19 protein-coding genes and 2 pseudogenes are annotated in these 22838 nt (G+C 66.6%); 16 read left to right on the top strand and 5 right to left on the bottom strand.

What is annotated here, in order from left to right; genetic code table 11:
* Nucleotides 1-133 precede the first annotated feature (133 nt).
* Complete coding sequence (locus EET10_RS20895; RefSeq protein ID WP_063467042.1) at nucleotides 134-1417, top strand: MFS transporter; 1284 nt, start codon at nucleotides 134-136, stop codon at nucleotides 1415-1417.
* A gap of 3 nt (nucleotides 1418-1420) precedes the next feature.
* On the opposite strand, the gene dapD is transcribed toward EET10_RS20895, so the two are convergent.
* Nucleotides 1421-2410 carry a 2,3,4,5-tetrahydropyridine-2,6-dicarboxylate N-succinyltransferase gene (dapD, locus tag EET10_RS20890; protein ID WP_099187594.1) on the bottom strand — a complete coding sequence of 330 codons (990 nt, stop codon included), beginning with the start codon at nucleotides 2408-2410 and terminating at the stop codon, nucleotides 1421-1423.
* A 55-nt stretch (nucleotides 2411-2465) separates the two neighbouring features.
* Here dapD and dapE point away from each other — a divergent pair, with 55 nt between their 5' ends.
* From dapE to eccE, 6 genes and pseudogenes are all read left to right on the top strand, one after another.
* Nucleotides 2466-3530, top strand: coding sequence for a succinyl-diaminopimelate desuccinylase (gene dapE, locus EET10_RS20885; RefSeq protein ID WP_036400549.1), 1065 nt, complete (start codon nucleotides 2466-2468; stop codon nucleotides 3528-3530).
* Between the two features lie 492 nt (nucleotides 3531-4022).
* Nucleotides 4023-4313: a PE family protein gene (locus EET10_RS20880; RefSeq protein WP_081260500.1), complete on the top strand. Its 291-nt coding sequence runs from the start codon at nucleotides 4023-4025 to the stop codon at nucleotides 4311-4313.
* Nucleotides 4258-5427, top strand: coding sequence for a PPW family C-terminal domain-containing PPE protein (locus EET10_RS20875; RefSeq protein WP_167480205.1), 1170 nt, complete (start codon nucleotides 4258-4260; stop codon nucleotides 5425-5427). The genes EET10_RS20880 and EET10_RS20875 overlap by 56 nt, the downstream gene beginning before the upstream one ends.
* 64 nt (nucleotides 5428-5491) lie before the next feature.
* Complete coding sequence (locus EET10_RS20870; RefSeq protein ID WP_122502460.1) at nucleotides 5492-5785, top strand: WXG100 family type VII secretion target; 294 nt, start codon at nucleotides 5492-5494, stop codon at nucleotides 5783-5785.
* Between the two features lie 33 nt (nucleotides 5786-5818).
* On the top strand, nucleotides 5819-6109 hold the full coding sequence (locus tag EET10_RS20865) for a WXG100 family type VII secretion target (protein WP_063467440.1): 291 nt from the start codon (nucleotides 5819-5821) through the stop codon (nucleotides 6107-6109).
* 416 nt (nucleotides 6110-6525) lie between these two features.
* Nucleotides 6526-7458: pseudogene (gene eccE, locus EET10_RS32420) on the top strand (type VII secretion protein EccE); the annotation flags it as partial.
* Nucleotides 7459-7673: 215 nt separating this feature from the next.
* Here eccE and EET10_RS29995 read toward each other — a convergent pair.
* The gene (locus EET10_RS29995) at nucleotides 7674-9854 is read right to left on the bottom strand and encodes an ATP-binding protein (protein WP_036400544.1); all 2181 of its coding nucleotides are present in this window, start codon (nucleotides 9852-9854) and stop codon (nucleotides 7674-7676) included.
* 101 nt (nucleotides 9855-9955) lie between these two features.
* On the opposite strand from EET10_RS29995, the gene EET10_RS20850 reads away from it, so the two are divergent.
* The 8 genes and pseudogenes from EET10_RS20850 to EET10_RS20815 all read left to right on the top strand — a co-directional run bounded on the left by EET10_RS20850 (nucleotide 9956) and on the right by EET10_RS20815 (nucleotide 17553).
* Nucleotides 9956-10525, top strand: coding sequence for an LOG family protein (locus tag EET10_RS20850; protein ID WP_122502458.1), 570 nt, complete (start codon nucleotides 9956-9958; stop codon nucleotides 10523-10525).
* A 51-nt stretch (nucleotides 10526-10576) separates the two neighbouring features.
* Entirely contained in the window at nucleotides 10577-12358 is a 1782-nt protein-coding gene (gene fadD6, locus EET10_RS20845; RefSeq protein ID WP_122502457.1) for a long-chain-acyl-CoA synthetase FadD6, read from the top strand.
* 141 nt (nucleotides 12359-12499) lie between these two features.
* Nucleotides 12500-13396, top strand: coding sequence for a dihydropteroate synthase (gene folP / locus EET10_RS20840; RefSeq protein WP_276857437.1), 897 nt, complete (start codon nucleotides 12500-12502; stop codon nucleotides 13394-13396).
* Nucleotides 13393-14382, top strand: coding sequence for a glucosyl-3-phosphoglycerate synthase (locus tag EET10_RS20835; protein WP_036400537.1), 990 nt, complete (start codon nucleotides 13393-13395; stop codon nucleotides 14380-14382). The genes folP and EET10_RS20835 overlap by 4 nt, the downstream gene beginning before the upstream one ends.
* Before the next feature lie 143 nt (nucleotides 14383-14525).
* A pseudogene (locus tag EET10_RS20830) lies at nucleotides 14526-15933 on the top strand (IS1380 family transposase).
* A gap of 192 nt (nucleotides 15934-16125) precedes the next feature.
* Nucleotides 16126-16497 carry a DivIVA domain-containing protein gene (locus tag EET10_RS20825; protein WP_036400534.1) on the top strand — a complete coding sequence of 124 codons (372 nt, stop codon included), beginning with the start codon at nucleotides 16126-16128 and terminating at the stop codon, nucleotides 16495-16497.
* On the top strand, nucleotides 16494-17069 hold the full coding sequence (locus EET10_RS20820) for a DNA-3-methyladenine glycosylase I (protein WP_063467437.1): 576 nt from the start codon (nucleotides 16494-16496) through the stop codon (nucleotides 17067-17069). Before EET10_RS20825 ends, EET10_RS20820 begins: the two co-directional genes overlap by 4 nt.
* Nucleotides 17070-17385: 316 nt before the next feature.
* Entirely contained in the window at nucleotides 17386-17553 is a 168-nt protein-coding gene (locus EET10_RS20815; RefSeq protein ID WP_011211259.1) for a DUF3117 domain-containing protein, read from the top strand.
* A 24-nt stretch (nucleotides 17554-17577) separates the two neighbouring features.
* Here EET10_RS20815 and glgA read toward each other — a convergent pair whose 3' ends face one another.
* On the bottom strand, nucleotides 17578-18741 hold the full coding sequence (gene glgA / locus EET10_RS20810; protein WP_036400525.1) for a glycogen synthase: 1164 nt from the start codon (nucleotides 18739-18741) through the stop codon (nucleotides 17578-17580).
* A 269-nt stretch (nucleotides 18742-19010) separates the two neighbouring features.
* Between glgA and glgC the strand changes: the two genes are divergently transcribed.
* Nucleotides 19011-20225 carry a glucose-1-phosphate adenylyltransferase gene (gene glgC / locus EET10_RS20805; RefSeq protein ID WP_023366483.1) on the top strand — a complete coding sequence of 405 codons (1215 nt, stop codon included), beginning with the start codon at nucleotides 19011-19013 and terminating at the stop codon, nucleotides 20223-20225.
* 174 nt (nucleotides 20226-20399) lie between these two features.
* On the opposite strand, the gene EET10_RS20800 is transcribed toward glgC, so the two are convergent.
* Both EET10_RS20800 and EET10_RS20795 read right to left on the bottom strand, forming a co-directional pair.
* On the bottom strand, nucleotides 20400-22079 hold the full coding sequence (locus EET10_RS20800; protein WP_122502456.1) for a CocE/NonD family hydrolase: 1680 nt from the start codon (nucleotides 22077-22079) through the stop codon (nucleotides 20400-20402).
* Between the two features lie 63 nt (nucleotides 22080-22142).
* Nucleotides 22143-22817, bottom strand: a complete 675-nt coding sequence (locus tag EET10_RS20795; RefSeq protein WP_122502455.1) for a methyltransferase family protein — start codon at nucleotides 22815-22817, stop codon at nucleotides 22143-22145.
* Between the last annotated feature and the right edge of the window lie 21 nt (nucleotides 22818-22838).

Raw genomic sequence — 22838 nt, 5'->3', positions numbered from 1 at the left:
GAATTCACGGCGCTGGAACGGAATCCGGTCGGCTTCGTGGCTTATCGTCATCGCCGTGTACGGAACCGCGGAGACGGCCAGCGGCGCAGTGACCGGTATCGGGACCGGTGAGCCCAGCCCGGTGGTAACGCCGATGAGGCGGGTGGCGCTTGCCTGCGTCGTCGGCTCAGCGGTCGAGTACTACGACTTCTACATCTACGGCACCGCGGCCGCGCTGGTGTTTCCCTCGGTGTTCTACCCCGGTCTCGGTCCTACGATGGCCACCGTCGCCTCGATGGGGACATTCGCCATGGCGTTTCTGTCGCGGCCGCTCGGTGCGGCGGTGTTCGGACATTTCGGGGACCGACTGGGCCGTAAGAAGACCCTGGTCGCCACGTTGCTGATCATGGCCGTGGCGACGGTCACCGTCGGCGTTGTTCCGGCGACGGCCACGATCGGGGCGCTGGCACCACTGATCCTGATAATGCTGCGCCTGCTGCAGGGTTTCGCCGCCGGCGGTGAATGGGCCGGATCGGCGCTGTTGAGCGCCGAGTCCGCGCCCGCGCACAAACGCGGCTATTACGGAATGTTCACCGCGATCGGCGGCGGCATCGCACTGGTGCTCAGCGGCCTCACCTTCTTGGTCGTGAACTACACGCTCGGAGCCGACAGCTCCGCATTCATGCATTGGGGATGGCGTATCCCGTTCCTGCTGAGTGCGGCGCTGGTCCTCATCGCCTTGTATGTGCGCCTGAAGATCAGCGAGACCCCGGTCTTCGCCACCGAGATGGCCAGGACCGACGCCGGGAAAGCAACCGGTCACCCCGCTCCGTTGGCGGAAGTGCTGCGCCGGCAGCGCCGCGAACTGATCCTGGCTGCGGGCTGTGTCCTCGCGGTCTTCGGCTACCTGTATCTGGCCAGCACCTACCTTCCCTCCTACGCGCAAACCCGCCTGGGCTATTCCCGGGACTTCATCCTGCTGGTCGGGGTGCTGGGCGGGCTGACCTGCATCGTGTTCGTGTCGACGACGGCGGCGCTATGCGACCGGTTCGGGCGCCGGCGCCTCATGCTGGTCGGGTGGGCAGTGGGTCTCCCGTGGTCGCTGTTGGTGATGCCGCTGATCGATTCCGGCGATCGCACCTGGTTCGCAGCCGCCATCCTGGGCGTTTACGCCATCGCGGCGGCTGGTTTCGGACCCGTCGTCGCACTGCTCCCCGAACTGTTCGCCACCCGCTACCGCTATACCGGCACCGCCCTGTCGATCAACCTCGCCGGCATTGCCGGGGGTGCGGTGCCGCCATTGGTCGCCGGCACCCTGGTGGCCGTCTACGGCAGCTGGGCGGTCGGCGTGATGATGGCCGCTCTGGTGGCGGTCAGCCTGGTGTGCACCTATCTGCTTCCCGAAACAACCGGAACCGCATTCGGCTCGCTTATTTGAGGGCTAATTGGCGTGCAGATCCTCGTTAAGTGTGATGCCTTCCCGGTCGCGGGCTACCACCTCGACGGCCCCGGTCACCGAATTGCGGCGGAACAGCAGGTTGCTGTGGCCGGAAAGTTCGCGCGCCTTGACCGGGGTTCCGTCGGGCATGGTGACCTTGGTGCCGGCGGTGAGGTAGAGACCGGCCTCCACCACGCAGTCGTCGCCCAGGGAGATGCCCAGCCCGGCGTTGGCGCCGAGCAGGCAGCGTCTGCCGATCGAAATGACGTGGGTACCACCCCCGGACAGGGTCCCCATGATCGACGCGCCACCGCCGATGTCAGTGCCGTCGCCCACTACCACGCCCGCCGAGATGCGGCCCTCGACCATTGAGGCGCCCAGGGTTCCGGCGTTGTAGTTGACGAAGCCCTCGTGCATCACGGTGGTGCCCGGCGCCAGGTGAGCACCCAGCCGCACCCGGTCGGCGTCGGCAATGCGAACCCCGGTGGGCAGGACGTAGTCGACCATCCGCGGGAACTTGTCGACGCCGTAGACCGTGACCGGGCCGTGGCGGCGCAGCCGGGCCCGCACCGCTTCGAAACCCTCGACGGCGCACGGTCCGCGATTGGTCCACACCACATTCGTCAATACCCCGAACAAGCCGCCGGCGTTGAGCCCGTGCGGCGCCACCAACCGATGCGACAGCAGATGGAGCCGAAGGTAGGCGTCGTACGCGTCGGCGGCGACATCGTCCAGCGAGCCGATGACGGTGCGGACCGCGACCACTTCGGTGCCGCGATCGTCGTCGCGGCCGACCAGTGCGACCAGCTCGGAGGGAATGTCGGACAGCGCCAGCCGGGACGTTCCGCTGCTATCCGATTCCGTCAGCTCCGGTGCTGGGAACCAGGTGTCGAGGACCGATCCGTCGGCGGCGAGGGTCGCCAGGCCGATGCCTGCTGCTCCAGTCACGCCTCGACACGCTACTTGCCTGCGCGAGCAGACATCGAATCGCATCCCGGGGCGCCCGGGCGTGCGATTGTGTGTCTGCTCGCCGCTCTAGGCTGGGGGCGTGCTGGACTTACGCGGGGACCCGATCGAATTGACCGCGGCGCTGGTCGATATCCCCAGCGAGTCGCGCAACGAGGCCCGCATCGCCGACGAGGTGGAGGCCGCGCTGCGTGCCCAGACAACCGGCTGGGAGATCATCCGCAACGGCAACGCCGTGCTCGCGCGCACCTGCCGCAACCGGCCGTCGCGGGTGCTGTTGGCCGGACACCTCGACACCGTGCCGGCTGCCGGCAACCTGCCCAGCAGGCTCGAGAATGGCGAGCTGTACGGCTGCGGCGCCGCCGACATGAAGTCCGGTGATGCGGTTTTCCTCCACTTGGCGGCCACCGTACCCGATCCGGTGCACGACCTGACGTTGGTGTTCTACGACTGTGAGGAAATCGAAGCTGCCGCAAACGGTTTGGGTCGCATCGAAGATGAGCTGCGGGACTGGTTGTCGGCCGACGTCGCCATCCTCGGCGAGCCGACTGCCGGATATATCGAGGCCGGCTGCCAGGGCACGCTGCGCGTCGTGATCAGCGCCACCGGAACCCGCGCCCATTCGGCGCGTCCCTGGTTGGGCGACAACGCAATTCACAAGCTGGGCGCGGTCCTGGACCGGTTGGCGCGATACCAGGCCCGCAGCGTCGACATCGACGGTTGCACCTACCGCGAGGGCTTGTCGGCGGTGCGCGTCGATGGCGGCGTGGCCGGCAATGTGATTCCCGATCGCGCGTCGGTCACGGTGAACTACCGCTTTGCGCCCGACCGGTCGGTGGCCGCGGCCCTGCACCATGTCCACGAGGTGTTCGCCGGGCTCGACGTGCAGATCGAGCAGGCCGACGCCGCCCCGGGCGCCCTACCCGGGCTGTCGGAGCCGGCCGCTAAAGCCTTGGTCGAGGCCGCCGGTGGGCAGGTCCGGGCGAAGTACGGGTGGACCGACGTATCGCGCTTCGCGGCGCTTGGCATCCCCGCGGTCAACTACGGACCCGGTGATCCCAATCTGGCGCACCGGCGCGACGAGCGGGTTCCGGCCGCCCAGATCACGGTCGCCGTCGACATGTTGCGGCGCTACTTGAGCGGGTAGCGCATTCCCACATTGCTTGATTCATACGGTGATAGCGCGTAGCGGGATGGTGCCACGGCGCTAGGTGATGGTCAGTTCGTAGCAGCTAGCCGCCGCCACGCAAGCTGCGGACCGGACACGACCCGATTCACGGGCCCGCGCTTGGCCTGAGTCCCTTGTTCCGTTCGACGGGGGGCGACCTCGCATAGCGAACCGCGTCGTAGCTGCCCGCTGTGGACAGTCCGAATAGTGCACTGTGCCCACTGCACAAGTAGTTCGCGTGGTCGTTTCGCACAACCCGTCGTCGCCGTCGTCCGCCAACTTCAGCGCTCTGCCACATGCTGCGGGGTGGATTGGGACGTTTTGGCCCTGTAACTCTCGTGTGCAGCTGATCAAGAATTCTTCAGGCGCGTTGCTTGTGCGCTTGGGGGTTCAAAGGCGTTTTGCCCCAACGGTTGTGAGCATGCGGACTTCCATGCGCGGCAGATTCGTCGATCACTTGAGGAGTTGCGGTTGATGTTACGAGTGGTTCCTGAGGGTTTAGCGGCGGCAAGTGCAGCGGTGGACGCACTGACGGCTCGCCTGGCCGCTGCACATGCTGCTGCAATACCGGCGATTACGGCGGTGGTACCACCGGCGGCGGACCCGGTGTCACTGGAGACCGCGGCCGGGTTCAGCGCGGTGGCCGGCGAGCATGGTGCGGTCGCTGCCGGGGGAGTCGAAGAGCTTGGCCGTTCGGGGACCAGTGTTGCTGAGTCTGGTGTTAGTTACGCGATTGGTAAACACCATCCCGATCGCCCTTAATGAAGCCGACTATGTGCGCATGTGGATCCAGGGTGCCGCGACAATGGGAACCTATGCGACAGTTTCGGGCGCGGCCCTGGCCGCAGTACCCCACACCGCACCGGCGCCAGTGGTGGTCAAGCACCCCGGAGTCGGACACCTCGGCGATATCCCTCCGATTCCTCCGCCGGAAACGCCGTGGTGGCTGGAAATCCTAGCCTGGCTGCAAGAGTTCGAAACGCTGTTAGAAGAAGTGCTGACGACGTTCGTCAACGAACTGTGGATGTGGATACAAGAGGCGCTGCTGGTGGCGGCGGAAATACTCGAAACGTTCCTCAGTGAACTCTGGATGTGGGTGCAAGAGGCCCTGCTCGTGTTCCAGGAGATAATGACGGCGTTTTTCCAGGGGCTGGCAAGCATTCTGGAAGTGGTGGTTGAGGTTCTCTACGTTGGGGCCTTACTGCTGGGAGAATTCCTTGCTACGGTCCTGCTGGCATTGGCCGAGGGCCTTGCGGTGGCGGCACAAGCTATAGCGGAAGCCATCATCACGCTATTGGCCCTCTATCCAGAAATCATCGTGGTCGCCCTGATAGCGGCGGGAATTCTTGTTCCGCTCGGTGTCGGCGGTGCTGTGCTGGCAGGAGTTGGCGCCGCTATCGCGGTACCACTCGCGACCGGCCTGGGGATCGGGATCCCGGCGTATGTCGATTCCATCGATCAGCGAAGCGATGACACTTCCGAGACCATCGATGGCCCGGCTGCGCCGGATTGCGCCGAAATCGTGACATCTGACAAAACCGAGGTGTTTACACCCGGTAAGGGTGAGTTGGTGTCACCCGGCAACGGGGAGTTGGATACGCCCAGCAAGACTGAGGTATTCACGCCCAACAAGGGTGAGGCGGTGACATCGGGCAAGTTCGACATGGCTACGGCCGCTGGCCGCGACGTGCCGGCGGGCATGGTCAAGTTTTCGGATACCGGGGCTGGACCGATTGGGTTTACCGGTACCGCTCCCTCATCGACCGGTCCCGGTGCTTCAGGGCTGGCCACGTTGGCTGGTGGATTCGGTGATAGCGCCGGCATGCCGATGGTGCCAGCGACATGGGACGTGACTTTAGTCGGGGCGCCGACGTGAGGATGCGTCTAAACCCGGTGACCTAACGGCCAAGTATGCAGGAATCGAATCGAAAGGAAAATGTATGAGTTTGTTGGATACCGATATTCCCCAGTTGGTATCGTCGCAGTCGGCTTTTGCGGCGAAGGCGGGTTTGATGCGGCACACTATTAGCCAAGCTGAGCAATCGGTGATGTCGGCTCAAGCGTTTCACCAGGGTGAATCCGCGCTGGCATTTCAAGGTGCCCATGCCCGCTACATGGAGGCGGCCAGTAAGGTCAATGCTTTGCTCGATATTGCGCAAGCTAATTTGGGCGACGCTGCGGGTACCTATGTCGCCGCCGATGCGGCCGCCGCATCGACTTACACCGGCGCCTGAGTCGACCACTATTAGCTTGAGAAAGGACTTGTGATGTCACAGATTATGTACAACTATCCGGCGATGGTGACCCATGCCGGTGATATGTCGGGATACGCGGGAACGCTACAGAGCATGGGTGCTGATATCGCCGGCGAGCAGGCTGCGCTGTCGAATGCCTGGCAGGGTGATACCGGTGTGACCTACCAGGCGTGGCAGGCGCGGTGGAACCAGGCTCTGGAGGATCTGGTGCGCTCGTATCAGTCCATGGCGAGCACCCACGAATCCAACACGATGGCGATGATGGCCCGGGACCAGGCTGAAGCCGCAAAATGGGGCGGATAGCTGTTCCCCGGTTCTCACCACGCGAGCCGCTGGTTGCCGCTGGCGCGGTGCGCCAGTGGGCAACGAGCGGGCTGGTCGCGGGCCGGCGGGTTAGCTGCACGCGGTGCTGATACCTGAGTTGGTCGACAGCGCCCATCAGGAATGGCGGCACGGCGTCTTGTGCTTCAAAGCTGCGCTCCCGCAACAGTTCTGAAAGTAGGTGCGAGAAAGTCCCCGGCTTTGCCGCCTCTGGTACTGGGTAACGGTTCGTGCCGCCCTGGCGTTCGTACCTGACCGCAACGGCTTCGGAGCATGCCGCGCCCTGCCGCGTCGTGGTGGTCGGCGCACCGTCGAAGAATGCCGATGGCCTCGTACCTGACGGCCGCCGTTGACATGGAGTTTCGTTTCCATCAGCCACAAGCCGCGCCGTTCGGGAGATGGCGGAGGGAGCCAGCATTGTGAGAATGTCCCCATCCGGAAGGCGACCCATCATCGTCTGGCCGGACACCTGGCGCGTCACGTTGGCGGTCTCGGTCGGGATCGCGGCGGTGCTGGCCCATCCGTGGCGTTCAACACACGACCGGTGGGTGTTAGGCGTCGCCGTCCTCAGCGTGGTCGTGTTGTTGGGTTATTGGCGCGGAGTACACCTGACGACCAACGCCCGACGCCGACTGGCGATAACCCGTGGCCGTCGACCCGGAATCCATCGACGTCGCGGGTCGTTGTTCAGCGCGAGCGTTGACGAAACGGCAACCGCCTTGATACGCCTCGAGCCGAGGGCCGGCCGGCTGGACGCACTTCCGCTGCCGCTGATAGCCAGTTACCTGGATCGCTACGGTATTCGCACCGACAACATCCGAATCATCAATAACGAGAAGATAACCGGCATCGGTCAGACTTGGATTGCCGTGACTATCTCAGCGATCGCAAACCTGGCGGCACTGCAGGCCCACGCTCCGCACATACCCTTGGACCAGACAACGCATGTCGTGGCGCGTCGGCTTGCAGATCACCTCCAAGAGCTCGGTTGGACAACCAGGGTCGCGCGGCCCGGCGACCTTCCTCAGTTGGGCGCTGGAACAGGGCGCGAGACTTGGCGTGCGGTTGTGCGCAACGATAGCGTGGATTACCTTGCGGCGTACCGGATCGACATAACTGATGAGTTGCCGGACGTCTTTCCGCAGATCCGGTCGCACGCGGTCGGCGAATCCTGGATGGTCTTGGAGATTGCCAGGGCCGCAACAGGCTTCAGTCTTGGAGCAGCCTGTGTCTTTCGCGCCGCCGCGATGCCGCGGCGACGAGCGCCCTTGGCCGGCATGACGCCCCGGCACGGTAGCCATCGGCAGGCGCTGATGGCACTGGATCCGTTTTCGGCGCAACGACTGGAGGGGCACACCGCGGTGCCCTACGAACTGGTTGGCCGGTTGCTTTGGCCCGTCCTTGCGCGCGGCGCACGCGCCGCGCGCCTCTCCGAGGCGGGAAGAGCGGACCACCGCTTCGCGGTGCTGCCAGACATTGGCCGCCGCGGCCGGCGCCAAACCGCGATGATTCGGGAGAGCCGTCGCGACGGTGCCTGGTCCGAGAGTCACACCGAGCCCGACTGGTTCGCCACCGCTACCGCTGCTGCTGCTGCTGCGTCGGAAGCCGCGGCGGCCATCCCGATCGCGGCCAACTCTTCGGCCACCACGGTCAGCGCGGCAGCGTCGCCATCGGCGAGCGCGCGGGCCTGTTTGGCCACGAGATCGCCTACTGGGCAGTCGATTTCGGTGGCCAGCCGAGTCACCGGGACCACAGCCCGGATATCGCCGAGGCGAACGGCATCATGCCAGGCCCGAAGCGCCACCGTCGACTGCCCGCCTCGTTCGGCGGTCCGGGCCGCTTCGCGGGCATCGGCGATGGCGCCGGCCTTGTCCCGGGCGGCGGCTTTGGTCCACGCGCGGGCCAGCATGAGTTCGGGTGCGAACAGCGCTGACTTGGTTCCGTGTCGGGTTTCGGCGCGCCGCAACGCTTTCGCGGACTCGGCGATGCGGCCCTGCTGCGCGATGGCAGTGGCCAGCAACATCAGCGACAGCGGACCCCAGGAATAGCCGGTGCGTTCCAGTTCGGCAGCGGCAGGCTCCAATAGCGATGCCGCAGAACCGAATTCGCCCTTGGTGAGCAGCACGTGTCCCAGCAACACCTCACCGATGGCCCGACCGGGCTGCTGCAACTCGGCAAAGTCGGTGAACTGCTGGGCCAGCGTCTGAGCCTGGGCGATCTCACCCGCCATGAGTAGCGAGGTGATCTGAGCCAGGCCGACGGTGAATCGCAGCAGCCCGGGATGCTCGGCGGCCGACGCCCGTTGGACCAGTGGCTCGACGTCGCGGAAGCGACCCATCCGGGCCGAGGACAGCGCGGCGGCGCTGGCCGCCCAGGCCACGGCCGTGTCACCGGGGGACGGCTGGGACAACACCTGGTCGGCCAGCGTGACGGCCCGCGGCAGGTTTCCGGCGTTCATGGCGAACGTTGCCGTCAGTGCGTCCAGCTCGGCCTGCGCGGAGGGCTCGATGATCCGGCCGCGAGTGGTCTGCAGGAACGCCGTGGCCCGCTCCGGTTCGCCGAGCATCCAGAACTGGTTGGCGGCCCGCGGCACCGCCCACGCCCTCAGCTCGGCCTCGGACAGACCGGCAGGATCCACGGCCGCCAGCACCCCCGCGGCTTCCCGGCCACGTCCCTGCCAGCTCAACGCCTGCGCCAGCACCAGTCGCGCGTCCAGTCCGGCCGAGCGATCCAGCGCCGCTCGCGCCAACCGCTCGGCCAGCCGGACGTCGCCCAGGCGCAGCGCCTGCTGCGCGGCGGCGACGACCTCGTCCACCGGTTGCTCGGCTTCGCTGTCCAGGCCGCCCAGCGCCAACGCCGCCAGCCGCAGCCGGTCGCTGAGGTGTTCGGTCGGATGCCGCGACAACAGCATGACTATCTCGGTTCGTCGTCGTCGCGCGCCGTCATCGCCCAGCGCCGCACGCGTGCGTTCGGCGAACAACGGGTGAGCCGTATAGACCACCGGATCGTCGGCGCGTCCGCCGCGTACCCGGGTTTCCGCGGCGCCCAACTCCTCGGCCTGCTGCACGGCGCCGTCACCGGCGAGCACCGTGAGATCGGCGAGCGACAAGGGCTCTGCGATGGCGAGGTAATCCAGCACCGACCGCGCCGGGGCGGGCAGCTCGGCGATGAATTCGTCGACCTCGGCCGGCGCGGTTGGTCCGCCCGGCGGCTCGATGTCGATCCGCTCCAGCAAACGGTCGGTCCACAGCGCTGTGATGGCCTCGGGCGCGGCTGGGGTATCCGGGGTATCCGGGGTGCGCGCGGTGACGATCATCCGGGCCGTGCCGGTCAGCGCTAACTGGTACACCAGGGTGGCCGACAAGATGTCCAGGTCGTGCGCGTCGTCGACGATGAGCAGCAGCTTGCCTTGCGTATCGTCAGCGCATAGCGATGCCCGGGCGGCCCGCAGTAGGGCGGCCGGCTTGCCGATTTCGGCGATGCTGACCAGATGGCCGAAGGCGCCGAACGGAACCACGCGCTCGGTCGGGGTGCCGATGACCCAGCGGATCAGCGTGGTCGGGTGCCGGCGGCAGAATTGTTCGGCGGCCAACCGGGCCAGCGTGGATTTGCCCACGCCGTCGGGTCCGAGTACGACTGCCCCACCGCCAGCGGATGCGTCGCCCAGGGCGGCGTCCAACCGCTCCAGCGCGGCCGCCTGTTGCGGGACGTTCCATCGAATGGGCACCGCTGAGATCTTATGGCGCCCGATCAGATGGGACACAATGGCAGCCCACTTCTGCTCGCGTTCCGCCGCCCCCGAGCCGGTCTTGGTCTACGTTTCGGTATATGTGCCCACGGCCCGACTCAACCGAAGACGAGTGGGCGGTATGTGTCTACTGCGCGGCCGGACCGACACACCCGGAATTGCTCGAGCTCGCCGCTGAACTCGGCGAGGCAATCGCCGACTGCGGCTGGACCCTGGTCTGGGGCGGCGGCAACCTTTCGGCCATGGGCGCTGTTGCGGGGGCGGCGCACGCACGCGGCGGCCGGACCGTCGGCGTGATTCCCAAGCCGCTGATCCGCCGCGAACTGTCCGACGCGGGCGCGGCCGCCGAACTGATCGTCACCGACACGATGCGCGAGCGTAAGCACATCATGGAGGAACGCGCCGACGGGTTCATCGTGCTGCCAGGTGGCCTGGGGACGTTGGATGAGCTTCTCGATGCCTGGACTACCGGCTATCTGGGCATGCACAGCAAACCCATCGTGATCCTCGACCCGCGGGGGCACTACGACGGTCTGCTGGCGTGGCTCAACGGACTGGTGAACGCCGGTTACGTCGCGCAGGCAGCGATGGAGCGGCTGACGGTAGTCGATAAGGTGGGCGCGGCGCTGGAGCTGTGCGCACCCTCGTGACCGCATGGGCGCCGCGCCCCGTCATGTCTCACGAGCGAATCGAGGAAGAACGTGTCCGATCACCCAGGTGGCGCGCGCGCACGGGTCAAGCTCAGCGACGTCGCAGCCCGGGTGCCGGGCGTACTGGCCGACACACCGTCGATCGTGCGAGGGGCGGTGACCGGCTTGCTGGCCCGGCCGACGTCCAAGGCGTCGATCGGGAGTGTCTTCCAGGACCGGGCAGCCCGTTTCGGTGACCGGGTCTTCGTGAAATCCGGTGAGCAGCAGTTGACCTATCGCGAGGCCAACGCGATCGCCAACCGGTACGCCGCGGTGCTGGCCGCGCGAGGTGTCGGCCCCGGCGACGTGGTCGGCATCATGCTGCGCAACTCGCCCAACACGGTGCTGGCCATGCTGGCCGTCGTCAAGTGCGGCGCCGTTGCCGGAATGCTCAACTACCACCAGCGGGGTGAGGTGCTCGCCCACAGTCTGGGCCTGCTTGACGCAAAGCTGCTGCTCACCGAATCGGACCTGGTCAGCGCCATCAGTGAAAGCGGTGGCCCGGCCGGCGAGGTGCTGACCGTCGACGACCTGGAGCGCTGTGCCGCGACCGCGCCCGCGCATAACCCGGCTTCGGCTGCGGCGGTGCGAGCCAAGGACACCGCCTTCTACATTTTCACGTCGGGCACCACCGGCTTCCCCAAAGCCAGCGTGATGACTCACCACCGGTGGCTGCGGGCGCTGGCGGTGTTCGGCGGCATGGGGCTGCGGCTGAAGAGCTCGGACACGCTGTACAGCTGCCTGCCGCTGTACCACAACAACGCGCTGACGGTCGCGGTGTCGTCGGTGATCAATTCCGGAGCGACGCTGGCGCTGGGCAAGTCGTTCTCGGCGTCGCGGTTCTGGGACGAGGTGATCGCCACCGAGGCCACGGCGTTCATCTACATCGGGGAGATCTGCCGTTACCTGCTCAACCAGCCGGCCAAATCGACCGACCGGGCCCACCGCGTACGCGTGATCACCGGCAACGGCTTGCGGCCGGAGATCTGGGACGAGTTCACCGAACGGTTCGGCATTGCGCGCGTCTGCGAGTTCTACGCCGCCAGCGAGGGGAACTCCGCGTTTATCAACATCTTCAACGTGCCCAGGACAACCGGCGTGTCACCGATGCCGCTGGCCTACGTGGAATACGACCCGGATACCGGCGCCCCGCTGCGCGACGAGAGCGGCCGGGTACGCCGGGTCCCCCCCGGTGAGCCGGGCCTGTTGCTCAGCCCGGTCAACCGGCTGCAGCCGTTCGACGGCTACACCGACCCGGCGGCCAGCGAAAAGAAGCTGGTGCGCAACGCATTTCGGGACGGCGACTGCTGGTTCAACACCGGCGACGTGATGAGTCCGCAGGGCATGGGGCACGCCGCGTTCGTCGACAGGCTGGGCGACACCTTCCGGTGGAAGGGCGAGAACGTCGCCACCACGCAGGTCGAAGCGGCGCTGTCGGCCGACCCCTCAGTCGAGGAGTGCACGGTCTACGGCGTGGAGGTGCCCAACACCGGCGGCCGCGCCGGCATGGCCGCGATCAAGCTGCGCGACGGCGCCGAGTTCGACGGGCAGTCCCTGGCCCGGGCCGTCTACGGTCAGTTACCCGCCTACGCGCTGCCGCTGTTCGTGCGAGTAGTCGAGTCGATGGCGCACACCACGACGTTCAAGAGCCGCAAAGTGGAGCTGCGCCAGCAGGCTTACGGCGCCGAGGTCGAGGATCCGCTCTACGTGCTGGCCGGCCGCGACGAAGGATACGTGCCCTACTACGCCGAGTACCCCGACGAAGTAGCGGCCGGTAAACGCCCCCGGGCGTAACGGCGTCGCGTAGCGCACCCCGTCGATCGATCTAGTTGGCGGCCTCTGGGCGCCAGCGTTGTCGTCGAGCCTGCGCTGACGGCGTCGAAACTGCGTGAACAGCCCGTGAGCGCTCGTCGAGTAGCGCTGAGCGCAGGTTGGATGGTCCGGCACTATGTAGACGTGCACGCAATGCTGTGCGGCCGCCCGGTCGCCGCGGATCGCCCGCTGATCATGGCGATCGTCAACCGCACCCCCGATTCCTTCTACGACAAGGGGGCGACCTTCAGCGACGGGGCCGCCCGAGAAGCCGTCCATCGGGCCATCGATGAGGGCGCCGACGTCATCGACGTCGGCGGCGTCAAAGCCGGCCCCGGCGAGGATGTCGATGCCGACACCGAGATCGCCCGGCTGTTGCCCTTCGTCGAGTGGTTGCGCGGTGCCTACCCCAACAAGCTGATCAGCGTCGACACCTGGCGCGCGGAGGTGGCCCGGCTGGCCTGCGCGGCGGGAGCCGATCTGATCAACGACACCTGGGGCGGTATAGACCCCGCAATACCCGGCGTCGCCGCCGAGTTCGGCGCCGGCCTGGTGTGTGCCCACACCGGGGGAGCGCTGCCGCGCACCCGACCGTTTCGGGTCAGCTACGGTACGACCACCCGCGGCGTGGTCGACGACGTCATCCGTGAGGTCACCGCGGCGGCCGAGCGCGCAGTCGCAGCGGGAGTAGCCCGCGACCGGGTGCTCATCGACCCCGCCCACGATTTCGGCAAGAACACCTTTCACGGGCTGATGCTGTTGCGCCACGTGGACGATCTTGTTAAGACCGGGTGGCCGGTGCTCATGGCTTTGAGCAACAAGGACTTTATCGGGGAGACTCTGGGAGTGGACGTGACCCAACGCCTCGAGGGAACGCTGGCAGCCACCGCGCTGGCGGCGGCTGCCGGAGCGCGCATGTTTCGGGTGCACCAGGTCGCGGCCACCAGGCGAGTGCTGGAGATGGTGGCCTCCATCCAGGGGACGCGACCTCCGATGCGCACGGTGAGGGGACTCGCATGACGGCATCGGAGTTGGTCGCAGGCGACCTCACTCATGACGCGGTCCTGGCGGCGAAACCCGGTGACACCTGGTTGGCGGACCGCAGCTGGAACCCTCCCCGCTGGACGATCGGGGAACTGGTGGCGGCCAAGGCGGGGCGGACGATCTCGGTGGTGCTGCCGGCCCTCAACGAGGAAGAAACCATCGAATCGGTGATCGACAGCATCTCACCGTTGGTCCGGGACTCGTCAGGCCTGGTCGATGAGCTGATCGTCCTGGATTCGGGCTCCACCGACGACACCGAGATCCGTGCCATCGCCGCCGGCGCCCGCGTCGTCAGCCGCGAGCAGGCGCTGCCCGAGGTTCCAACGCGCCCGGGTAAGGGTGAGGCGCTGTGGCGCTCGCTGGCCGCTACCAGTGGCGACATCGTGGTGTTCGTCGACTCCGACCTGGTCAACCCGCACCCGATGTTCGTTCCGTGGCTGGTCGGCCCGCTGCTGACCCGCGACGGTATTCACCTGGTCAAAAGCTTTTACCGGCGTCCGCTCACCGTCAGCGATGCCGGCGGCAGTGCGGGTTCCACCGGTGGCGGCCGGGTCACCGAGCTGGTGGCGCGACCGCTGCTGGCGGCGCTGCGGCCCGAGCTGGGCTGTGTGCTGCAGCCGCTGGGCGGTGAGTACGCCGCCAGCCGCGAGCTGTTGACATCACTGCCGTTCGCGCCCGGCTACGGCGTGGAGATCGGACTGCTGGTCGACACTTTCGACCGGCTGGGCCTGGACGCGATCGCGCAGGTCAACCTTGGGGTGCGGGCACACCGCAACCGGCCGCTGGCCGAGCTGGGCGTGATGAGCCGCCAGGTCATCGCCACCTTGCTGTCCCGGTGCGGAATCCCCGATTCCGGGGTCGGGTTGACCCAGTTCTTCGCCGTCGGTGACGGCTACACCGAGCACACCTGGCCGGTCTCGCTGGCCGACCGGCCCCCGATGAATGTGGTGCGGCCCCGCTGATCGCCGGGATGTCGATCCCTTAGCCTGAATGCACCGATGCAATTGGCGCCTTGAGTGTGTCGTAACAGCAGAAGTGCCCTTTGACCTGGGAAGATCGGAGTTGGTGAAGCTTCAATCCGTCCCGAGGAAAGGGCACCTCGTAAGTGCAATTGTTACATGCCGCGGCCAAGACGCACGCCAGCTTCGATGACCCGAATCTCGTGTCGCATGCCGGGCTGGTGCCGGTGATGCGGCTGGCCCAGCTGGTGGGGCTGGAAGAGCTTGTCGCCCAGCATGTTCGGCTCAACGCCGAGGTGGGCGCCAACGCAGGTGTGAAGGTCGGCTCGCTGATCGCGGGGATGATCGCCGGCGCCGACGATATCGACGGCATGGACCTGTTGCGCCACGGCGCGCTGCCGGACACCTTCGGCGGGATCCGCGCCCCTTCCACGCTGGGGTCGTTTCTGCGCGCGTTCACCCACGGCCACGTGCGTCAACTAGGAGCGGCGCACCGCATGGTGCTGGCCGAGCTGGCCGCGCGCACCCCGCTGCTGCCCGGCGCCGATCAGCTGGCATTCATCGATGTCGACTCGACGCAGAAGCGGGTATTCGGGCCGGACAAGCAGGGCGCGGCGTTCGGGCATGCCAAGATCGCGTCCAAATCGCTGACGGTGCGCGGGCTTAACGCGCTGATCGCCACCGTGAGTACCCCGATCGCCGCCCCGGTGATCACCACCACCCGGCTGCGCGGCGGCAACGCCGCCTCCGCACGCGGGGCGGCATCGCTAGTGGCCGAGGCGATCAGCACTGCCCGCGCCGCCGGGATTACCGGGCTGATCGTGGTGCGCGTCGACTCGGCCTTCTACAACGGGGCGTTCGTGGCCGCCTGCCGCCGCAATGGGGCACATTTTTCGGTCACCGTGCGCATGGATCCCAAGATCCGCCGTGCCATCGCCGCCATCGACGAGGACGCCTGGACCGCCATCGCCTATCCCAACGCGGTGTTCGACGAGCAGGCCGGGCAATGGATCTCCGACGCCGAGATCGCCGAAGTCCCCTACACCGCGTTCACCTCCACCCCAGCGCATGCCACCGAGGGGCGGTTGATCGTGCGCCGGGTGCGCGATCTGGCCAAAAGCCCCGCCGGCCACGGCCAGGGCGAGCTGTTTGCCGCCCACCGCTATCACGCGGTATTCACCAACAGCCCGTTTCAACTCGTGCAGGCCGAATCCCAACACCGCGCCCACGCCATCATCGAACAGGTCTTCGCCGACCTGTTCGCCGGGCCACTCGCCCATCTACCTTCGGGCAAGTTCAATGCCAATGCCGCCTGGCTGGCCCTGGCCGCCACCGCCCACGCGCTCACCCGCGCCCTGGGTGTGTTGGCCTCACCCGAACACGCCCTGGCCCGCGGTGACCATCCGCACCCAACTGATTAACGTCGCCGCCCGCCCCGCCCGCGCCGGACGTGACACGATCACCTGGCACCTACCCCGCGACTGGCCCTGGGAACAACACTGGCTCAACGCCTTTCACGCCACCCACCGCGGACCACCAGCGCTGGCCGCCTGAAAGAAAACCGCGCTCCGTCACCGCCCGCCCTGACCAAACCGCCCTACTTCAGGGGCCAATCCCAACTGGACAAGCTGGCAGAAGAGGCCAGCAGCTCAAACGCGCCACCACCCAGCGGCCTCAACTCAATCCGGTCGCAAACCGTCACACCAAGTACATCGGTGGATTCAGGCTTAGGGCAAGATCGTCGGCGTGGCATTGGTATTGCTGTACCTGGTGGTGCTGGTCCTGGTGGCGATCGTGTTATTCGGTGCGGCGAGCCTGCTGTTCGGCCGCGGTGAGCAGTTGCCGCCGCTGCCGCGGGCGACGACGGCGACGGTGCTGCCCGCGTCCGGCATCACCGCGGCCGACGTCGATGCGGTCAAGTTCACGCAGGTGTTGCGCGGCTACAAGACCAGCGAGGTCGATTGGGTGCTGGATCGGCTCGGCCGCGAGTTGGACGTGCTGCGCGGCCAGCTGGCTGCCGTCCACGGACCTCCCACCGGTGAAGCCGAGGCCCGGCTGCAGAACGTCGAGGTAGCTGACGTGGACGCCGTCGCTTACGACCGTCCCAACCCGACGTGAGCGACGACGGCTTGGTGCGCTGCGGCTGGGCGGTGGTTCGCGCCGGGCCCGGCGCCGAGCTTTACCGCAACTACCACGACCAGGAGTGGGGTCGCCCGCTGTACGGCGGGGCGGCATTGTTCGAGCGGATGAGCTTGGAGGCCTTCCAGAGTGGCCTGTCGTGGTTGACCATCTTGCGGAAGCGGGAGAACTTTCGGCGCGCGTTTTCCGGGTTCGATATCGAGGCGGTCGCCGACTACACCGACACCGATGTGCAGCGATTGCTGGCGGACGCGGGCATTGTGCGCAACCGGGCCAAGATCGAGGCGACGATCGCCAACGCGCGTGCTGCGGCTGAGTTCGGGTCAGCGCAGGACCTGTCGGACCTGCTGTGGTCGTTCGCGCCCCCGCCCCGGCGGCGGCCGGCAGCCCTATCCGAAATCCCTTCAGCCACTGCGGAATCCACGGCGATGGCGCGCGAATTGAAACGGCGTGGGTTTCGCTTCGTCGGGCCCACCACCGCCTATGCGCTGATGCAGGCCACCGGGATGGTGGACGACCACGTCCGCACGTGCTGGGTGCCTCCCCGGTGAGTATGCGCCGTCGGCGGCCCGGTGCCGGGCGGTCGAGGCTGACAGGATTCCTCATAAGTCCACGTGTCCGAGGTGTTGCAGGCATCCCGTGAAGCCGGGCGTCGAAAATCCCGACCGGGGATCCGGCAACCGGCTTGGACGGCCCTGCGCGGCCATAGAACCGGGTCTTGTGCACCTGGTGAACCGGAATAGGGAACAATGGAGGGGTGATTTGGCAGTTCAATGTCGGGTACGGCTGGGAATCCACTTACGGGGCATGCTCGGCGCCGACCAGGTCCGCAAGGGCGGGCCAGCTCGAATCTGGAGGGAGCACTCGATGGCGGCGATGAAGCCCCGGACCGGCGACGGTCCTCTGGAAGCAACCAAAGAGGGGCGCGGCATCGTGATGCGGGTACCACTCGAGGGTGGCGGCCGTCTCGTCGTGGAGCTGACGCCCGACGAGGCTGCGGCACTCGGTGACGAACTCAAGAGCGTTACCAGCTAAATCAGCTCCGGGGCGGGTGGTGTGTCACTGGCAGACCTTCCGGTAGATGTCCAGCGTCTGCCCGGCAATGTGCGCCCAGGAGAACTCCTCGATGCAGCGCTGACGTCCGGCCTGGCCGTAGCGCTTCGCTGTGGCAGGGTCGGCGACGAGAGTATTGACCGCTTCGGCCAACCTGGCCTCGTAACCGCTCGGGTCGTCAGGGTCGTAATGCACCAGGGAACCGGTGACCCCGTCGGCGACCACCTCAGGTACCCCCCCAACGTCGGAGGCCACTACCGCGGTAGCGCAGGCCATTGCCTCCAGGTTGACGATGCCCAACGGCTCGTATACCGAAGCGCATACGAAAACCATTGCAGCAGAAAGTATTTCGCGCAGTTTCCCGATCGGAAGGATGTCACGGACCCAGAACACGCCGGTGCGGGTACGGGCCAGTTGGGCCACCGCGGACCTGACCTCATCGGCTATCCCGGGAGTGTCGGGAGCACCCGCGCACAGCACCACCTGAATATCCGGGCTGAACTGGTGTGCCGCCGCCAGCAAATGCGGAACCCCTTTTTGCCGGGTGATCCGGCCGACGAACGCCACTATCGGCCGGCTTGGATCAACTCCGAGCTCGGTCAGTACCGAACCGGTGCGCACGGGGCCGGCCGGATACCACACGTCGGTGTCGATCCCGTTGCGGATCACGTGCACCACAGCGGGGTCCAGCGTCGGATAGATGCGCAGCAGGTCGTCACGCATGCCCGCGCTGACGGCGATGACGGCGTCTGCGGCCAGCACGGCGGTGTTTTCCACCCAGGACGAGACCTGATAGCCGCCACCTAGCTGCTCGGCTTTCCAGGGCCGCATCGGCTCCAGCGAGTGCGCGGTCAACACATGCGGGATGTCGTAGAGCAGCGCGGCCAGATGGCCCGCCAGGCCGGTGTACCAGGTGTGTGAATGCACCACGGTGGCCCCGCTCGCGGCGTTGGCCATCACCAGGTCAGCGGACAGGGTTGACAGTGCGGTGTTGGCGTTGCGCAGCCGCGGGTCGGGCTGATGAGTGATGGCCCCCGGACGAGGTGCGCCCATGCAGTGCACGTCGACCGCACACAAACGCCGCAGTTGGGATACCAGCTCGGTGACATGTACCCCGGCTCCGCCGTAGACCTCCGGTGGGTATTCCCGAGTCATCATCGCTACCCGCATACGCAGCACCGTAGTTCGGCGACGAGGCGGCCCGCATTGCGGGCAGTTGAGGAGCCGGACGAGTGGGTGGTGTCGGCGACGAGGCGGCCCGCATTGCGGGCAGTTGAGGAGCCGGACGAGTGGGTGGTGTCGGCGACGAGGCGGCCCGCATTGCGGGCAGTTGAGGAGCCGACGGACCGGCCAATTACCTTGGCCAGCAGCCCGTCACAACGGCGGCTATACGGGGATGCCCCTGGCAGCGGTTCGCGGGTGCCGATAGGTTTGAGGCCATGAGGGAAGCGCCACACGTGCTGGGCGTCGTTTTGGCCGGCGGTGAGGGCAAGCGGCTTTACCCGTTGACGGCGGACCGGGCCAAACCCGCGGTTCCCTTCGGCGGCGCCTACCGTTTGATCGATTTCGTGCTTTCCAATCTCGTCAACGCCCGATACCTCAGGATCTGCGTTCTCACCCAATACAAGTCACATTCGCTGGACCGTCACATTTCGCAGAACTGGCGGTTGTCGGGTTTGGCCGGTGAGTACATCACCCCGGTGCCGGCGCAGCAGCGTCTGGGTCCGCGCTGGTACACCGGCTCCGCCGACGCGATCTACCAGTCGCTCAATCTCATCTACGACGAAGATCCCGACTACCTGGTGGTTTTCGGCGCCGATCACGTGTACCGGATGGACCCGGAACAGATGGTCCGGTTCCACATCGACAGCGGTGCCGGCGCAACGGTGGCCGGCATCCGGGTTCCGCGTGCCGGTGCCAGCGCGTTCGGCTGCATTGACGCCGACGACTCTGGATGCATCCGCAGCTTCCTCGAGAAGCCGCTGGATCCGCCCGCCACCCCCGATGACCCCACCAGCACGTTCGTTTCGATGGGCAACTACGTGTTCACCACCAAGGTGCTGATCGACGCAATTCGCGCCGACGCCGATGACGATCACTCGGATCACGACATGGGCGGGGACATCATCCCGAGGCTGGTGGAGGACGGGATGGCAGCGGTATACGACTTTTCCGACAACGACGTGCCGGGTGCCACCGACCGCGACCGGGCTTACTGGCGTGACGTCGGGACGCTGGATGCGTTCTACGACGCCCACATGGATCTGGTGTCGGTGCACCCGGTGTTCAACCTGTACAACCGGCGCTGGCCCATCCGGGGTGAGTCGGAGAACCTGGCGCCGGCGAAATTTGTCAACGGAGGATCGGCGCAGGAGTCGGTGGTCGGTGCCGGCAGCATCATTTCGGCGGCCTCGGTGCGCAACTCGGTGTTGTCGTCCAATGTCGTTGTCGACGACGGCGCCATCGTGGAGGGCAGTGTGATCATGCCCGGCACCCGGGTGGGCCGTGGCGCGGTGGTACGCCACGCGATCCTGGACAAGAACGTCGTCGTGGGGCCTGGCGAGATGGTGGGAGTGGACCTGGACCGAGACCGGGAAAGGTTCGCGGTCAGCGCCGGCGGGGTGGTCGCGGTGGGCAAAGGCGTCTGGATCTGAAAGGTGTCGAACGACACCGGTGAGTGGTCAGTCACCGCCGGGCAGCGTCCGATCACGCTCGTGCAGCCGCGTTCATCACACCCGGCATGACCGTCCGGCGATTGCGCCAGATCGTCGCCGCTGCACAGCCTGCGTTGCCAGCCGGGTGTGCCGGCTTGCCCGGTTGTGACCGGGTCAGGGGATTTCTGGGATCAGCAGGTGGGCGTCGTAGCGGGGGCCCCAGCGCAGCGTGATTCGACTGCGCGGCGGGTCAGGATAGGCAGCCGGGAATTGACCCGTGAGCGGGTTGCGCGGGGATAACCATCGACCGGCGATCACCAGGCGCAGTTGGTCTCCGGCACGAAACAACGTCGCCGACGGACCGAGGGCGACATCAACGGCGACCACCTCGCCCGGGGTAGTCGGATGCGCCCGGACGCACGCCGGGACCGGCTGCCAGGGCCGGGAGGCTTCAGGGTCCAGTTCGCGTAGCGAGACCCGCTGCCAGCCGGTGGTGACACGATCGCGGCCCCAGCCGTAGGACCCCTCGAATCCGACGAACCGCCCGTCACACCACTTCTCCACGCCGACGAACAGGTTCGCGTCTTGGCCGCCGTCCAGCTGGACCCAGAGCCGGGCCGCCATGGGCCCGGTCAGTTCGATGTCGGTCGGTGTTGTCCAGTTGAAAGATGCTGCGCGCGAATGTGTTTCGAAGGATATGCTGCCGGCTTTCGGCGGCCTTGCGGCCGTCAGCATTCCCGCGGCGGCAAGATACATTGGCCGCCAACGGGTGCGGGCGAGGGGCCATTCGGACTCCTCGCGCACCGCGGCGATGGTGTCGCGATCCTCGCGGACCTCGAGGCGAACGCTGCGCGACGTGGGTGCGCCGTCGAGCACGTGGCGGAAGAACTCGAGCTGTTCAGCCAGCGCGGACTCGGAGTAGAACGTCTCCCACTTCCCACCGCGATGCGTATAAAGCCGGGCGTGGCTGGAGCCGCCATCGGTGAACGCCCGGATCGAACCGCGACTGTGCAGGTTGCTGTCGGAGAAGCTGCCGCAGACCAACATCGGCACCGTGATCGCAGATAGATCGGGAACGATTGCGCGCCATTCCTCGTCACGCAACGGATGATCGGCCTGCATCTGCTCGAGGTCGTAGGCCTGCCGGGTACGGCGCACGCTGCGTGACCAAAACCGGGTGAAGCCGACCTCGCGAATTCCGCCGGGAAACGCCAGGTCACGGTAGGCATCGGTGAAGCCCTCCCACGGGCAGATGGCCCGCAGTGCCGGTGGCTGCAGAGCGGCGACGGCGTACTGGCTGATGGCCAGGTAGGACACTCCGAGCATGACCACCCGGCCGTCACTCCAGGGCTGCTCGGCCACCCACTGCACCAGGTCGTAGGTGTCTTCGGCTTCCTGGGCGGAGAGTAGCCTCCCCGTGCCGTTAGAGCGACCGCAGCCGCGCGAGTCGGCATTGACGACGGTGAACCCGTGTGCGGTCCACCAGACCGGGTCCGGCGCCTCCCAACCGGTCAGGGCGGAGAATGTCACCGCCTTGGGTTGGCGCAGTACCCGGTATGGCCGGGGGACGGTCCAGCGCTTGCGGCGCCTGGTCGGCAGATCGTCCTTGCCGTAGGGATGGATGCTGACGATGACCGGCCGGGCGGCCCCGCCGGATCGCCGGAAAACGTTGACCCGCAATACGGTCCCGTCGCGGGTGATGACGTCGACGTCACGCTCGACGACGACGTCGGCCGGGGGATCGGTAACGGTGACCGGGGGTTTGACGATTCCGCGAATCCGGCTGAGTGCGTACCGAAGAGCGCCCGGCCGTCGCCACGGCCGGTCCAGGGCGGGTGCCGGATCTCTGGCCACGCCGTTACCTTAGAACGTGCCGGCTTGGCAGTGACCGGATTTCGTCCGCTCCGATCCGACTTGCTACCAGACGTGGGGTAGCAACCGGTAGCGCACCCGCTGCATGTAGTCGCGATATCCATCCAGTTCCACGGCGAGAGCCTTCTCCTCGTCCAGAATGCGGAAAACGAGGACAAGCAACCCAGGGATGACACCCAGTAGCCCCCAATAGGAGCCGAGCGCAAGCGGCATGCCCACCATCAAGATCACGTTCCCGACGTACATCGGGTGCCGCACGAACCGGTAGAAACCGCTGGACACTACCTTCTGGCCCGCCTCCACCGTCACCGTCGCCGCGGCGTAACTGTTCTGGACGATCACCAGCATGGCGATTCCGAGTCCGGTCGCGACGAGTAGGTCGCCGACCACGCATACCGCCACCGGCACTGCCGACCAACCGAATCGGTGGTCGAGCACGCTGAGCACCATGATGGCAAAGACGCCGACGAACGCGCCCATGATGATGAATTTCTGGGCCGTTCTGGTTTCCGCGCGCGGTCCCGCGTGCATGCGCCGCTGCAGTGCGGCCGGGTTTGTCCGCGCCAGGTAGATGCTGGGCACGATCGTGGCAACCGTGAATACGGCGATGAAAACCCATGCCTGCCAATAGTCGAACGTGCCCGCAGGGTAAAACAGCACGAATCCGAATACGACCAGGCCGGCCAGCCCCGAGATAACGGCCCGCAGACCAGTTTTCATATCCTCTCCCGATGCTCTTGG

It is taken from the genome of Mycobacterium pseudokansasii, assembly GCF_900566075.1.
Lineage (GTDB): Bacteria > Actinomycetota > Actinomycetes > Mycobacteriales > Mycobacteriaceae > Mycobacterium > Mycobacterium pseudokansasii.
Note: the sequence above shows the minus strand (reverse complement) of the source record. Positions and strands in the feature narration are given on the sequence as shown.

Excerpts from the sequence above, each read along its gene's own strand:
- glgA (WP_036400525.1), bottom strand. The coding sequence starts at position 18,741 with ATGCGGGTAGCGATGATGACTCGGGAATACCCACCGGAGGTCTACGGC.
- EET10_RS20895 (WP_063467042.1), top strand. The coding sequence starts at position 134 with ATGAGGCGGGTGGCGCTTGCCTGCGTCGTCGGCTCAGCGGTCGAGTAC.
- EET10_RS20795 (WP_122502455.1), bottom strand. The coding sequence starts at position 22,817 with ATGAAAACTGGTCTGCGGGCCGTTATCTCGGGGCTGGCCGGCCTGGTC.
- EET10_RS20870 (WP_122502460.1), top strand. The coding sequence starts at position 5,492 with ATGAGTTTGTTGGATACCGATATTCCCCAGTTGGTATCGTCGCAGTCG.
- dapD (WP_099187594.1), bottom strand. The coding sequence starts at position 2,410 with ATGCGATTCGATGTCTGCTCGCGCAGGCAAGTAGCGTGTCGAGGCGTG.
- EET10_RS20850 (WP_122502458.1), top strand. The coding sequence starts at position 9,956 with ATGTGCCCACGGCCCGACTCAACCGAAGACGAGTGGGCGGTATGTGTC.
- glgC (WP_023366483.1), top strand. The coding sequence starts at position 19,011 with ATGAGGGAAGCGCCACACGTGCTGGGCGTCGTTTTGGCCGGCGGTGAG.
- EET10_RS20865 (WP_063467440.1), top strand. The coding sequence starts at position 5,819 with ATGTCACAGATTATGTACAACTATCCGGCGATGGTGACCCATGCCGGT.
- EET10_RS20815 (WP_011211259.1), top strand. The coding sequence starts at position 17,386 with ATGGCGGCGATGAAGCCCCGGACCGGCGACGGTCCTCTGGAAGCAACC.
- EET10_RS20835 (WP_036400537.1), top strand. The coding sequence starts at position 13,393 with ATGACGGCATCGGAGTTGGTCGCAGGCGACCTCACTCATGACGCGGTC.
- folP (WP_276857437.1), top strand. The coding sequence starts at position 12,500 with ATGGTCCGGCACTATGTAGACGTGCACGCAATGCTGTGCGGCCGCCCG.